We start from the raw sequence: 13532 nt of genomic DNA on the forward strand, positions 1-13532 counted from the left end.
CGCGCGGGCGTCCTCCTCTGAGCGGGCGCGCCGGATGGCACGCTCAGAGGCGGATTAGGATCAGTAGACCACGCAGCAACGCGCCGCTGGGTGCGGCGTTTGCAAAAGCGATATCTGCGCGGTTGATCATGGGGATCAGCTTATACAGGGCGCGCGGCGAATGAAAAGCGGGAAATTTACGGGGGAACAAAAATGACGTTGGAGTTGAAGCGATGAAGCTTTCGGCTAACTTCTCGAGCATGAAAACAGCATTAATCATCGGAGCTTCTGGCGGTATCGGGCGCGCTTTGAATGACCACCTGACAACGGATGGTGTCAAAGTCACCCGACTGGCCAGATCAACGGATGGGTTTGACCTGACCGACCCGGATGGCGCAGAGCGTATGCTGGCGTCCCTTTCTGATCCGTTTGATCTGATCCTGGTAGCCTCAGGGGCGCTTGAGATTAACGGTATGGGTCCGGAAAAATCTATGCGCACCTTGTCCGCGAAGGCGATGATGGACCAGTTCGCACTGAACGCAGTTGGCCCGGCCTTGGTGTTGAAGCACGTGCACCGCCTGCTGCCACGCGACCGCAGATCGGTGATCGCCGTGCTGTCGGCCCGGGTTGGTTCAATCGGGGACAACCGGCTGGGTGGGTGGGTCAGTTACCGTGCGGCCAAGGCGGCTGTGAACCAGATTGTACATACTGCTGCCATCGAATTGGCGCGCACGCACAAACAGGCCATATGTGTCGCTTTGCACCCCGGTACAGTCAAAACGGCCTTTACCGAAAAGTACCTTGCCCGCCACCCGGCTGTTGAACCCGTTGAGGCCGCGGCCAATCTGCTGTCCGTCATCAATGGACTCACCCCCGCTGACTCGGGCAGTTTTTACGATTGGGCTGGCAAGCGCGTGCCTTGGTAGGGCTGATTTAGCCGTCGTCTATATCCGGGTCTGTCGCGTCAGGGGCGGGCGCGTCGGGGGTAGAGTCGGGCTCAGGGGTTTCAGCACCCGCAGCGGGGGTTTCGGGGGCAGTCTCTGTTTCGGTCGCCAGCGTGTCATTTTCCCAGACGCCGGTCTCAACCTCGCCGCCCGCGAAACGCATCGTGCCGTCACCATGGCGTTTGTTTTCCAGGAAATTGCCCTCATAGACATCCCCGGTCTCATAGGTGGCGGTTCCAAAGCCAGTGATCTTGCCGTCGGCCCAGTCGCCTGTGTAGCTGTATCCGCCCGGTCGGGTCAGTGTTCCCTTGCCGTGACGCTTGCCATTCAGAAAATCGCCTTCGTAAATGATCCCGTCCGGAAACGTAGCCTTGCCCTTGCCCTGTCGGACACCGTCTACCCAATCGCCATCATAGCGATAGCCATTTGCAAAGGTCAGAATACCTTTGCCGTCGAAGCGGGCGTTTTTGAACTGGCCCTTATAAGCCGTTCCGTTGGGATAGGTTGCCGTGCCGGTGCCCTCAAAAATCCCGGCGATCCAGTTGCCGTCGTAAATTGATCCGTCGGGGTATGTCGTTTGCCCCTTGCCATGAGGCAGGTCATCCAGAAAGTCGCCGATATAAACCGAACCATCGGGATAGAGCATCTCGCCCAGGCCCTCAATCTGGCCCTTTTGCCAGGCACCTGTGTATGCAAACCCGTCGCTGCCCTTGTAGGTGCCCTGACCATGGCGCTGGTCATCAGCATAGTCGCCTTCATAGGTCGCACCGTTGGCATAGATGGATTTGCCTTTGCCCTGTCGGCGATTTTCGACCATTTCGCCTTCGTAGACATCTCCGTTGGGTTGAACCAAACGGCCCGTTCCGGCCATCTGGTCGTTGGCCCAGGACCCAGCATAAGTCATGCCGTCGACCCAGACTTGACTACCCTGACCATGCCGTTGCCCGCCATTCAAGCCGCCCTCATAGGTACTTCCATCGGCGTAGGTGATCTTGGCGCTGCCGATTTTCTGGCCGTTTACCCAGTCGCCCTCATAAACCGAGCCATCCGGGCCGGTCAGCACGCCGTGACCGTGATATCTGGCGTCCTTGAAGCCGCCCTCGTATCGCGAGCCGTTGGAATATGTCGCGATACCGGTACCGTTTATCGTGCCTTTGGCCCACTCGCCCTCATAGGACTGGCCATCAGAATAGACGATTTTGCCGCGCCCTTCTGGTTGGCCCTTGGTGAATGTCCCTTCATAGACAGAGCCATTGGCGTAGCGCGCGGTGCCTTGTCCTTGAATCTCGCCCTCGACCCATTGACCGGAATATTCAAAACCGTTCGGCAGGCGGTAAGTGCCGGTGCCATGGCGCAGCCCGTTTTCGAACGTGCCCTCGTAGACACCTCCGACATCATCATCAGCGATGACAATCTGACCGTCCTGTTGGGCGATCGCAAAAGACGCCAGCATTGTAAGCGTTGCAGCGGTAAGGGATGTGCGGATCGCTTTCATTTTTTGTACCTGCCTGCGGTGTTTGTGTTGGCGCAAAACTAAGATACCGCCGAGGGCAGAGCAACGGCTTTTGGCGCATTTGCCTTTCACTCGCGGTGTGATCTGCTAAATCCCTGAAAGACATGAGGGCAAGAGGGCAAAAATGGCCGATCGTTTCCGCATCACTCTGGCGCAATTGAACCCAACGGTTGGGGATATCGACGGTAATGCCGCCAAGGCTGCTGCAGCCTGGCAGCAAGGGCGCGCTGCACAGGCCGATCTTGTGGCGCTGCCCGAGATGTTCATCACTGGCTACAATACTCAGGATCTGGTGATGAAGCCCGTTTTTCATCAGGCAGCGATGAAGGCGGTGCAGGCGTTGGCTGAAGACTGCGCCGAAGGCCCGGCGCTGGCAATCGGCGGCCCCTGGGTCGAAGATGGGAAGCTTTATAACGCCTACCTGATCCTCAAAGGTGGGCGGATTGTCAGCAAAGTTCTTAAACATCATTTGCCCAATGAAACCGTCTTTGATGAAGTTCGTCTTTATGATGCGGGTCCTATGGGCGGCCCTTATGCGGTTGGAAATGTTCGTATCGGTAGCCCGATTTGCGAGGATGGCTGGCACGAGGATGTCGCTGAGACACTGGAAGAAACCGGGGCCGAGTTTCTGCTGATCCCCAACGGCTCGCCCTATTTTCGAAACAAATACGATATCCGGTTGAACCACATGGTGGCTCGCACGGTCGAAACGGGCCTGCCGGTAATCTACCTGAACATGGTCGGCGGGCAGGATGATCAGGTTTTCGACGGTGCTACGTTTGGATTGAACCCGGGTGGAGAGCTTGCGTTCCGCATGCCCGTCTTCGATGAGGCCGTCAGCCATATCGATCTGTCGCGCCAAGATGACGGATGGCGTATTGTGGCTGGTGAAGTCGTGCCGCAACCCGACGAATGGGAGCAGGATTATCGCGCGATGGTGCAATCTCTGCGCGATTACATGGGCAAGACGGGGTTTGGCAAAGCTGTGCTGGGGTTGTCGGGCGGCGTCGACTCGGCGCTGGTGGCCGCAATAGCCGTGGATGCGATCGGTGCGGAAAATGTACGCTGCGTAATGCTGCCTTCGGAATATACAAGCCAAAGTTCTTTGGATGATGCCGAAGCCGTCGCCAAGGCGCTGGGAGTGCACTACGACTTTGTGCCGATCTCTGAGGGACGCGCAGCGGTAACCAACACTTTGGCTCCGCTTTTTGCAGGGCGGAATGAGGACCTGACCGAAGAAAATGTCCAGTCTCGCCTGCGCGGTCTTCTGCTAATGGCGATTTCGAACAAGTTTGGCGAGATGCTGCTGACCACCGGCAACAAGTCCGAGGTCGCAGTGGGATATGCCACCATTTATGGAGACATGAACGGCGGCTATAACCCGATCAAGGATCTGTACAAAACTCGCGTGTTCGAGACCTGCCGCTGGCGCAACGCCAATCATCGCGACTGGATGATGGGACCCGAAGACGAAGTCATACGCCCTTCGGTGATCGACAAGCCGCCAAGTGCTGAATTGCGTGAAGACCAGAAAGACAGCGACAGCCTGCCGGACTACCCCGTTCTCGATGCGATTCTTGATATTTTGGTGGATCAGGATGGCTCAATCGCCGACTGCGTTGCAGCCGGATTTGACGAGGCCGAGGCCCGGCGGGTCGAACATCTGATTTACATTAGTGAATACAAGCGCTTCCAGTCCGCGCCTGGCACACGGTTGACACCGCGGGCCTTCTGGCTGGATCGCCGCTATCCGATTGTAAATCGCTGGCGGGATAGAACGTAAGCACCGCTCTGATTGAAGAATTTACCATTGTTTCGAAAGTGCATGGTAATGCGGATTTCTGCGGCAGTTTGTTTATCCATTTCAGCCAGTTGTGCGATGAAAAGACTATGTTTCGCTTGTACGCGCGTCCTTTTTTTGCCACATTTACGACAGGGGTCTGCCTCATATGGGGCGGATGTGACGCAATCCGGTAGGTTGGCCTGCCATTTTCAGAGCCGATGACCGGGATTGTGGAACTGGGAAAAGGCATCCGTGTTTGGGATGTCAGTAAAGGTATTGGTGGTCAAATGACGAATGGATACGATAAGCCGCTTCATTCTCCGTTGCAGTTGAAGCCTATGGAATCAGCGCCGCGCAAGTTGGATGAACAGGCGCTGGATGCTGCGATTGCAGACATTATGAGCCAGGAAGAGCCGACGCCCGGCGCGGTGGCAGGCCCGGTTCCGTTGCGATCGGAATTTCCGGTGTTGCAGCCACAGGAATCGCTTGCATCAAAGTCCGATCCCAAGCTCAGCACGGTACTGCGCCAGAAATGGGCGCAACTTTCCGGGGCGGCGTAATCTGAACGCATCTGCGCGGCGTAATTCGCCGCGCATTGGCCAATTGGCCACAGGTTCCGGCAATTGCCCGGGACCAACCGTTTTCTACATTGCCAGTGAAATCGCCTTCAGGCTGGATGTCGCTCCGATGAACGAGCACCGAGCGGTTAATGCCAGGCCCCACACCGACACCCGTCGAATCTGATCTCACACTTCCCAAACACGTAGATGTTGTCGTCATAGGTGGTGGAATCATCGGGGCTTCGGCTGCCTTCGAGCTTGCTGAGCGAGGTGTTTCCGTTCTGTTGTGCGAGAAAGGCCGGATTGCGGGCGAGCAAAGCTCGCGCAATTGGGGCTGGGTGCGCCTTGGGACACGTGATCCGCGCGAGATCCCCCTGATGCAAGAGGCGCTTAGAATCTGGCAAGGGCTGGATGCGCGATTGGGACGCGCCACAGGCTATGTTCAATCAGGAATCGTGTTTGGCGCATCTGGCGCACGAGACGATGAAAACCTGACGCGATGGCTGGACCATGTTGAAGGGCTGCAAACAGGTGCTAGCATGGTATCCGGCGCTGAACTGGACTGGTTGCTGTCGGACAACAGTATGAAACTGCGCTCAGCGCTTTACATGCCGCAGGACGGGCGGGCCGAGCCGCAATGGGCGGCCCCCGCAATCGCCGAGGCGGCGCGCGACCGTGGGGCCGCGATCATGACGCAATGCGCGGTGCGAAGTGTCGATGTTGCTGCGGGCCGGATCGCAGGTGTTTTCACCGAACGCGGCCGCGTAAGGTGTAGTCAAGTCGTACTTGCAGGCGGAGCCTGGTCTCGGCTGTTTGCGGGGAACGCGGGAATCGCTCTGCCACAGCTCAAAGTGCTCAATACGGTCATGCGGACCTCTCCGGTTGCAGCAGGGCCAGAGGTGTCGCTTTGGAGTGATGATTTTGCCATTCGAAAGCGCTCGGACGGGGGATACACCATAGCTTCGGGTCACGAGAATACAGTGGATATCGTTCCTGACAGTTTCCGACTCGGGTTGCAGTTTCTGCCCGCATTCCGGCAAGAGTGGCGGTCCTTAAGGTTTCGCCTTTCGAGACGCTGGATAGTCGAGGCGAATGAGGATCGAAGCTGGCTGCCGACCGATGTGACACCGTTTGAACATTGCCGAGTACTCGACCCGGAACCTTCCCAGAAAGTGTTGCGAAGGGCGTGGGCCAACGCCCGCAAGGCGTTGCCTGCGCTTGATAGTGCGGAGATCGTGCAAAGCTGGGCCGGCCTGATCGATGTGACCCCGGATGCGATCCCGGTCATCTCGAAAGTGGACGCGGTGCAGGGCCTGCATATTGCGACCGGTTTCTCCGGCCACGGTTTTGGCATCGGTCCTGCCGCAGGTCGATTAGTGGCGGACCTTGTTACGGAAAGCACGCCTTGCGTTGATCCGACCGCCTTTCGCCTGTCCCGTTTCACGGATGGGTCAAAAGTGCGGCCGGATGCTGGTTTTTAGCCTCTAACCCATCATTTGATAGCTGACCGGCACGAACCGGAACCCGTCGCCACGGGATTCGACATACCCAGCGGCCGGGAAAGGCATGTGATAGCCGATCATAGGCACTTTGTCCGCAGCCAGCATGCCCAGCACATTCCTGCGCGATTCCGTTGCAGCGGCTTTGTCCATGTCGAATCGCACTTCCCATTCAGGATGTGCAAAGGACCAGACATAGTGATTTGCAAGATCCGCCGTCAGGACCAGACGCTGACCGTTGCTTTCTAGGTGATAGACCATATGGCCCGGAGTATGCCCAAACGCTGCCATACCGGTGACGCCAGATGCGACTTCACCACCATCCCCGATAAAGGTCATCTTCTCTGCCATCGGGGTGACTTTGGCTGCAACCATATCACCCACTCGGTTGCCCGCGTCTTGCGCTGACCAAAAGTCGTATTCGGGTGCTGCTGTTACATAACGCGCATTGGCAAAAGTTGCGGCATCATTGGTTGTCATACCACCGATATGATCGGGGTGCATGTGGGTAATGACCACCACATCGATCTGATCAGGCGTTACGCCGGCGTCGGCCAGCGCGGCCTGAATTCCACCTTGGCCAAGCCCAGTATCAAACAGGATCATCTCGGACCCCGTATTAACCAGCGTTGGTGTGAAGAAGAACTGCGCAACATCTGGCGAGATGAAGTTGTCAGCCGATACACGGGCGAAATCTTCATCCGAGGCGCCGCCGCCGAAAATGTCTTGCGCACCATCACGAGGCAGGCTGCCATCCAACAAGGTGGTGACGGTGAAATCGCCCAGTTGAAACGATTTTGCTATTGTAGAGTTGGCTTTGGTCTCGGTACCTGCGGCCAGAACAGGCGAAGTAGCTGCCGCAAGCGGCAGAGCCGCAACTGTTCCAAGCGCCGCCCGGCGAGTCAATCTGATGGTCATGGTCGTTCTCCCTGTCAGAGCATGTTTGACTGAATTAGGTCAGTCTGGGCCTGTGGCCATACTATGGCACTGTTATATGGGCTGCGTGGTTGAACATTACGTGTTAATTTTTGTTCATGCCGCGATCTGCGAATAAAACTGTACCCACAGGGCAAAACGTTGCTGATTTTCTGGCGAGTATTCAGCCGACCCGCAAGGCGGATGAGGCGCACGTGCTGGACGGGCTGTTTCGTGAAACCACAGGTTATGCGCCAGTAATGTGGGGCCCGTCGATCATTGGCTATGGTCGATATCATTATCGCTATGCGTCAGGGCGCGAGGGCGACTTTCTCGCAACTGGGTTCTCTCCGCGCAAGGCGGCGCATTCCATCTACATCATGCCCGGGTATGCTGACTTCGGAGATATCTTATCGAGACTGGGCAAGCACAAGCTGGGTAAATCCTGCCTCTATGTGAATAAACTACCGGATATTGATCTCGACGTGCTTCGTGAACTCATCAAAGCCGGGCTCGAACGCTTAGATGGCATTTGGCCGGTTGAACCGACCTGAAAGCCCCTGCTGGACAAAATCGCGCCCATGTGAGATGAGCCGCGCCAACAGGAGACTTCCATGACCACGACCCGTTTTGCCCCGTCGCCCACCGGTTACATCCATGTGGGCAACCTGCGCACCGCCCTGATGAACTATCTGATCGCCCGCAAGGCTGGCGGTACGTTCATTCTGCGCATTGATGACACCGATCCCGAGCGGTCTAAGGAAGAATATGTCGACGCGATCAAGCAGGATCTGGAGTGGTTGGGCCTGCATTGGGACCGGGTTGAGCGACAGTCGGAGCGTCTGGACCGCTACGCCGAGGCCGCCGACAAGCTGCGCGAGATGGGCCGGTTCTACGAGGCGTTCGAGACGCCCACCGAGCTCGACCTCAAGCGCAAGAAGCAACTGAACATGGGCAAGCCGCCGGTCTATGACCGTGCAGCGCTGAACCTCAGCGATGCCGAGAAAGAAGCCCTGCGCGTTGAGCGTGGCAATGGCGTCTGGCGGTTCAAACTGAACCACGAGCGTATCGAATGGAACGATGGCATTTTGGGCGACATCTCGATCGATGCAGCTTCAGTATCCGACCCGGTGCTGATCCGGGGCGATGGTCAGGTTCTCTATACGATTGCCTCTGTGGTCGATGACACCGAGATGGGCGTAACCGATGTCGTGCGCGGCTCGGACCATGTCACCAACACCGCAACGCAGATTCAGATCATCGAGGCCTTGGGCGGGACCTGTCCGCGTTTTGCGCACCACTCGTTGCTGACTGGCCCGCAGGGAGAGGCGTTGTCGAAACGCTTGGGCACTCTGGCCTTGCGCGATCTGCGAGAGCAGGGTGTGCAGTCAATGGCCTTACTGAGCCTGATGGCGCGTCTGGGGTCGTCAGATCCGGTTGAGCTGCGCTCGGATATGGCAGAGTTGATCGACGGCTTTGATGTTACACGCTTCGGTGCAGCCCCAACCAAGTTCGACGTGCAGGACCTGTTCCCGCTGACTGCGAAGCATCTACAATCGCTGCCGCTGACCGATGTGGCCGATGCCGTTGCTGAAGCAGGTGTCCCTGCTGAACTGGCCGAGCCTTTCTGGACCATGGCGCGCGAAAACATCACCACGCTGAGCGATCTCGAGGGATGGTGGGAATTGTGCCGTGATGGGGCCGAACCCCTGATCGCTGACGAGGACCGTGAGTTCATCGCTCAGGCTGTCTCGTTGCTGCCCGAAGGCCCATTCGATGGGGAAACTTGGGGCACATGGACCAAGGCCGTGAAAGAGGCTACAGGCCGCAAGGGCAAAGGCCTGTTCATGCCGCTGCGCAAAGCGCTGACGGGGATGGAGCGCGGGCCCGAAATGGCGACCTTGCTGCCGCTGTTGCAGGTGATCCGCGCTCGCGGCTGACTTCAGGGTCAGTGCTTAGAATACGAAGGAGGCAGGTAAATCACCTGCCTTTCTTTGTTCTCCGGGTCGCAAAACTTGCGCCGAAACGCGTTGCAGGCGGTCATCCACGAATTCGGTCTCGGCCTGCTTCAATTGTTGGTGACGGGGATAACGGGGCTCGGCGCGGTCGTTCAAAATCGGAGCATCCCAACCATCGGTTGTTGCAAAGAAGCGATCGGCGCCCTCTGGTCCAAAAGCCCGCAGATACCCTTGCACGACAACATCAATATAGCTGAGCAATAGGGGATGGTGATTGCTGGGCGCGGTGTGTCGATCATGTGGGACTGCGTAGACAGCGATTTCCACCTCTTGCGTCAGAGTGTGCGTGACCGACCGTGTGGCTGGAACGCGGTCATAGGCCCATTCTCTTTCATCCAACGCGGCCCAGTCGTTTTTAGGAACATGGGCGATCATACCATCGATCTCGGAATCAGCATCCGGCACAGCGGTCAAAAACGCCACCGGGCGCAGATCCGTGTGCCGCCATGCGCGTCGCCAACCTTTCAGTCGCGCTGGGCGCGGGTCGGGGAAATCATGCGTCGACAGGTTCACGAGGCTGCCATAGCCGAAGAAATAAGGGTCTGCCATGCGGGTCGCGTCCTTCTTTGACGATTGATGTATGTCAAACAGTCTTTTTACGAGACATGCAATAAAGCTTCACCTTGAGATTCGGGAGGCCCTAATGCGGATTACCAAACGGACGAATATCGCGGTGCGTGTTTTGATGTATTGCGCCGCACATCAGGAACGGCTGGTCACGAAGGCCGAGATCGCCGATGTCTGTAATATTTCAGAAAACCATCTGGCACAGGTGATCAACCAACTGAGCCAGCTAGGCTATCTCAGCACACAACGCGGCCGCAATGGCGGCATGACCCTGGCGCGCCCGGCGGATCAGATCCGGGTCGGGTCCGTGTTTCGCCATGTCGAAGGCGGGTTGCCGATTGCCGAGTGTTTTGCGGATGCTGACAACACCTGCCCACTGACCGATGCCTGCCGCCTCCGGTTGGCGCTGCAGGATGCGGCTGAGGTGTTTTATGCGTCGCTGGACGAAATCACGCTCGATGCGTTGGTGTGCGACAATGACCAATTGCTGAAAATATTGCAGCCTGTCGCTTGTATGCGCTGAACTCAGTCGCTGGCGCGCAGTATGCGCGCAGGGCGTACTGAAAGCGGGCGCAGGGCAAAGACCATCCCCGCGCCTAAGGTAACGCCAACACCGGCGATGACGATCCCAAGCGCGGATGGCCAGATGACCGCGAACTCTGTGTCGAATATATAAGTAGCCACGGCCCGACCGCCCAGAATTCCGGTCAGCAAAGCAACGCAACCTGCGGCTGCTCCCAAAAGGATTGCCCGCAGGGCAAAGCTGCGCAATATGCGCCCACGGTTGGCACCCAGAGTCTTGAGGATCGCTGCCTCGTACCTACGCGCCGGTTCGCCCGCTGCCGCCGCACCGATCAACACTAAAAACCCGGTCAACAGGGAAACCCCTGCGCCATATGACGTGGCTGCCGCAAGCCCTGCCAGCAGGCCTGATACCCGGTCGATGGCGTCTCTGACCCGGACTGCCGTGATGTTGGGGAATTGACCGGCCAAATCACGCAGAATGGCGGCCTCGGCCTGTTCTTCGGCGTAGACGGTAGCGATGAAGCTATGCGGGGCACCAGCCAAAGCAGAGGGGTTCATCGACATGACAAAACCCATTCCTGCAGTAGAGAAATCAACCTCGCGCAGCGATGTGAGTTCAGCTGTGATATCGCGGGCCAGGATATTAACGGTCAGCTCATCGCCAAGTTTCAGGCCCATCTCGTCGGCCTCTTCTGCGGCAAAGCTGACTTGCGGTGGGCCGCTGTAGTCCTCTGGCCACCAAACCCCGTCAGTCACGCGGGCATTCCGTGGGGGGCGGGCAGAGTAGGTTACGCCCCGGTCGCCGTCCAGAACCCAGTGATCGCCTGCAATCTCGCGCGCGGGTCGCCCATTGATTTTGGTAATGATCCCACGCAGCATCGGAGCGCTTTCTACCCGACTGACGGCAGGGTCGGTGTCGAGACGTTCGCTGAACCCGGGCATCTGATCCTTCTGGATATCGACGAAGAAATACGAGGGTGCGACCTCGGGCAAGTTGCCCGAAATCGCATTGCGTAGCGTGCCGTCGATCTGCCCCACCGCCGCAAGGACCGAAAGGCCGAGCCCAAGGGACAGGACCACCGATGCTGCGCCTTCGCGTGGGTCAGAGATTGCGGACAACGCCCACCGCAGGGCTGGACGCCCTCTGGCCCAAGGAGCGCCCGCGCGGGCCAATTTGCGAATGGCAATGGCAGAAAGGGTCAGCAAAGTGAGCGCCCCCGCCAGACCTGCGCTTGTCCAGAGGGTCAACCGGGTTGAACCGCTGAACCAAGCGGCGGCTCCGATCAGTACGGCCAGGCCAATTGCAGTCGCAATTACATAGATCAAGCGCGGGAAGCTGCTTGCCGAAGTCAGCGCATCCCGGAACAATGTTGCCGCACGCACCTCCTCGGTTCTGGCCAGAGGCCAAAGCGTAAACAGGAACGCGGTTAGCACACCATAAAGTGCGGCCTCGAACAGGGGCTGCGGATATAGCGAGAATACAGCAGGGATCGGCAGTTGGGTTTCGATAACCGGTGCCAGCAACATTGGAAGCGCCGCGCCCAGGGTCAAACCCATGACGATACCAACGCCTGAAAGAACGGCGATCTGGATCATGTATGTCTGAAAGATTGTGGCCCGATCAGCGCCCAAAGTCCGCAATGTCGCAATGGTTTCCGTTTTCTGGGACAGGTAAGCGCGCACGGCAGCCGATACGCCGATCCCCCCAACCGCCAATCCGGATAGACCAACCAGCACCAGAAACGCGCTGAGGCGCCCTACAAACTCGGATATCCCCGGCGCACCATTGCGGGCATCAGTCCAGCGCATGCCGGTTCCCTCGAAGGCCTGCCTGGCCTGCTGCGACAGCGCCTCCAACTCGGCGGTTTGCGGCAAGTTCATCCTGTATTTGGTGGAAAACAAAGTACCCGGAGCCAGCAGGCCCGATGATTGCAAATCCTCGGTTCGAACCAACGTGCGCGGTCCCAGCGAGAACCCATCTGCCGCACCATCCGGTTCGTGTTCCAGCGAGGCCATCAAAACGAACCTCTGCGTGCCGAGATCAAATTGGTCCCCAATCGCAAGGTTCAGGCGGTCAATCAGGGACGGAGCCATCACGGCGCCGGGCAGACCATTGGCGCCCGCCAAGGCCTCGGGCAAAGAAACTGCGGGTTCCAGAGCCACCGATCCCAACAGCGGATAGGCCCCGTCCACGGCCTTCACCTGAGTTAACGCCCGTTGCGCGCCTGCGCCATCACCCGTGACGGCCATGGACCTGAAATCGACGACCTCCGACACTGCTTGCGCGGTGTCCGCCATCCAGTCACGTTCCTCATCGTTTGCAAAGCGATAGGTGAACTCCAGCTGGGCATCGCCGCCTAAGAGCGACGCGCCCTCTTGTTGCAATCCGGTCTGAATGGCTTGGCGCACCATGCCAACCGCAGCAATTGCTGCAACACCCAAAGCCAGGCAGGCCAGAAACACCCGAAACCCGCGCAACCCACCGCGCAGTTCGCGCCGGGCCAGGCGACCGGCCAGACGCAGGCTCATTCGGCGGCCTCACGCTGGGATTCCTCGGCGATACGCCCATCGCGCAAGCGCACAACGCGGTCGCATTTCTGAGCCAGCGTATGGCTGTGCGTGACCAGTACCAGAGTTGCCCCGTGACGGTCCCGCAGTCCGAATAACAGATCAATGATTGCTGAACCGTTGGTTTCATCCAGATTTCCCGTTGGTTCATCTGCCAGTAATATATGCGGGCGCGGGGCCGAAGCGCGGGCCAGCGCCACACGCTGTTGCTCGCCGCCTGACAACTGCGCCGGGTAGTGATCGATACGATGTGAAAGGCCCACGGCCTCCAACTCGGCCGCGGCGCGCTGGAATGCATCTTTGTGTCCCGCGAGTTCTAACGGGGTCGCCACGTTCTCAAGCGCGGTCATCGTCGGAATCAAGTGGAAATTCTGAAACACTACGCCCATGGCATCTCTTCTGAACCGTGCCAGCGCATCCTCGCTCATTTTCGTCAAATCTTGGCCCAATGCGGTAACGCGTCCACCGGTCGCCTGTTCTAAGCCGCCCATTAGCATCAGTAGCGAAGACTTTCCGGAACCAGAGGGACCGATCAGCCCCAGAGTTTCACCCTTGCTCACAGTCAAAGTGATGTCGTGCAGGATATCCACTCTTCCGGCATTGCCATCCAGCGATAATGCGGCATCTTGGAGGGTGAGAACGGGTGTCGTCATCGATCAGG

The 13532-nt window shown here is 58.3% G+C and carries 13 protein-coding genes; 7 read left to right on the forward strand and 6 right to left on the reverse strand.

Features of this window, described 5'->3' with window-relative positions:
* Nucleotides 1–43: 43 nt before the first annotated feature.
* Nucleotides 44–259 (reverse strand): hypothetical protein, encoded by a 216-nt coding sequence (locus ACR0BI_RS16695; protein ID WP_480563059.1) that lies wholly within the window; start codon nt 257–259, stop codon nt 44–46.
* Between ACR0BI_RS16695 and ACR0BI_RS16700 the strand changes: the two genes are divergently transcribed.
* Nucleotides 240–905 carry an SDR family NAD(P)-dependent oxidoreductase gene (locus ACR0BI_RS16700; RefSeq protein ID WP_480563058.1) on the forward strand — a complete coding sequence of 222 codons (666 nt, stop codon included), beginning with the start codon at nt 240–242 and terminating at the stop codon, nt 903–905. The two genes, ACR0BI_RS16695 and ACR0BI_RS16700, sit on opposite strands and share 20 nt — an antisense overlap.
* Before the next feature lie 7 nt (nt 906–912).
* Here ACR0BI_RS16700 and ACR0BI_RS16705 read toward each other — a convergent pair whose 3' ends face one another.
* On the reverse strand, nt 913–2418 hold the full coding sequence (locus tag ACR0BI_RS16705) for an MORN repeat-containing protein (RefSeq protein WP_480563057.1): 1506 nt from the start codon (nt 2416–2418) through the stop codon (nt 913–915).
* Between the two features lie 142 nt (nt 2419–2560).
* Between ACR0BI_RS16705 and ACR0BI_RS16710 the strand changes: the two genes are divergently transcribed.
* The 3 genes from ACR0BI_RS16710 (at nt 2561) to ACR0BI_RS16720 (ending at nt 6260) form a co-directional block, all read left to right on the forward strand.
* Nucleotides 2561–4219 (forward strand): NAD+ synthase, encoded by a 1659-nt coding sequence (locus tag ACR0BI_RS16710; RefSeq protein WP_480563056.1) that lies wholly within the window; start codon nt 2561–2563, stop codon nt 4217–4219.
* A gap of 218 nt (nt 4220–4437) precedes the next feature.
* Nucleotides 4438–4779 (forward strand): hypothetical protein, encoded by a 342-nt coding sequence (locus ACR0BI_RS16715; protein ID WP_170395910.1) that lies wholly within the window; start codon nt 4438–4440, stop codon nt 4777–4779.
* Nucleotides 4780–4928: 149 nt separating this feature from the next.
* Entirely contained in the window at nt 4929–6260 is a 1332-nt protein-coding gene (locus tag ACR0BI_RS16720; RefSeq protein ID WP_480563054.1) for an NAD(P)/FAD-dependent oxidoreductase, read from the forward strand.
* Nucleotides 6261–6263: 3 nt separating this feature from the next.
* On the opposite strand, the gene ACR0BI_RS16725 is transcribed toward ACR0BI_RS16720, so the two are convergent.
* Nucleotides 6264–7196, reverse strand: a complete 933-nt coding sequence (locus ACR0BI_RS16725; protein WP_170395914.1) for an MBL fold metallo-hydrolase — start codon at nt 7194–7196, stop codon at nt 6264–6266.
* Between the two features lie 116 nt (nt 7197–7312).
* Here ACR0BI_RS16725 and ACR0BI_RS16730 point away from each other — a divergent pair, with 116 nt between their 5' ends.
* Together ACR0BI_RS16730 and gltX are read left to right on the forward strand one after the other, a co-directional pair.
* Nucleotides 7313–7747, forward strand: coding sequence for a DUF1801 domain-containing protein (locus tag ACR0BI_RS16730; RefSeq protein WP_170636847.1), 435 nt, complete (start codon nt 7313–7315; stop codon nt 7745–7747).
* 60 nt (nt 7748–7807) lie between these two features.
* A complete protein-coding gene (gltX, locus tag ACR0BI_RS16735; RefSeq protein ID WP_480563053.1) occupies nt 7808–9133 on the forward strand; it encodes a glutamate--tRNA ligase in 1326 nt (441 codons plus the stop codon).
* Nucleotides 9134–9148: 15 nt separating this feature from the next.
* Here the strand turns inward: gltX and ACR0BI_RS16740 are convergent, their stop codons facing one another.
* Complete coding sequence (locus ACR0BI_RS16740) at nt 9149–9760, reverse strand: gamma-glutamylcyclotransferase family protein (RefSeq protein WP_170514025.1); 612 nt, start codon at nt 9758–9760, stop codon at nt 9149–9151.
* A 94-nt stretch (nt 9761–9854) separates the two neighbouring features.
* On the opposite strand from ACR0BI_RS16740, the gene ACR0BI_RS16745 reads away from it, so the two are divergent.
* Nucleotides 9855–10301 (forward strand): RrF2 family transcriptional regulator, encoded by a 447-nt coding sequence (locus ACR0BI_RS16745; RefSeq protein ID WP_480563052.1) that lies wholly within the window; start codon nt 9855–9857, stop codon nt 10299–10301.
* Nucleotides 10302–10303: 2 nt separating this feature from the next.
* Here the strand turns inward: ACR0BI_RS16745 and ACR0BI_RS16750 are convergent, their stop codons facing one another.
* On the reverse strand, nt 10304–12832 hold the full coding sequence (locus ACR0BI_RS16750) for an ABC transporter permease (RefSeq protein ID WP_480563051.1): 2529 nt from the start codon (nt 12830–12832) through the stop codon (nt 10304–10306).
* Nucleotides 12829–13524, reverse strand: a complete 696-nt coding sequence (locus tag ACR0BI_RS16755) for an ATP-binding cassette domain-containing protein (protein ID WP_170395925.1) — start codon at nt 13522–13524, stop codon at nt 12829–12831. The genes ACR0BI_RS16750 and ACR0BI_RS16755 overlap by 4 nt, the downstream gene beginning before the upstream one ends.
* Nucleotides 13525–13532: the final 8 nt, after the last annotated feature.

The organism is Ruegeria sp. E5, from assembly GCF_056534105.1.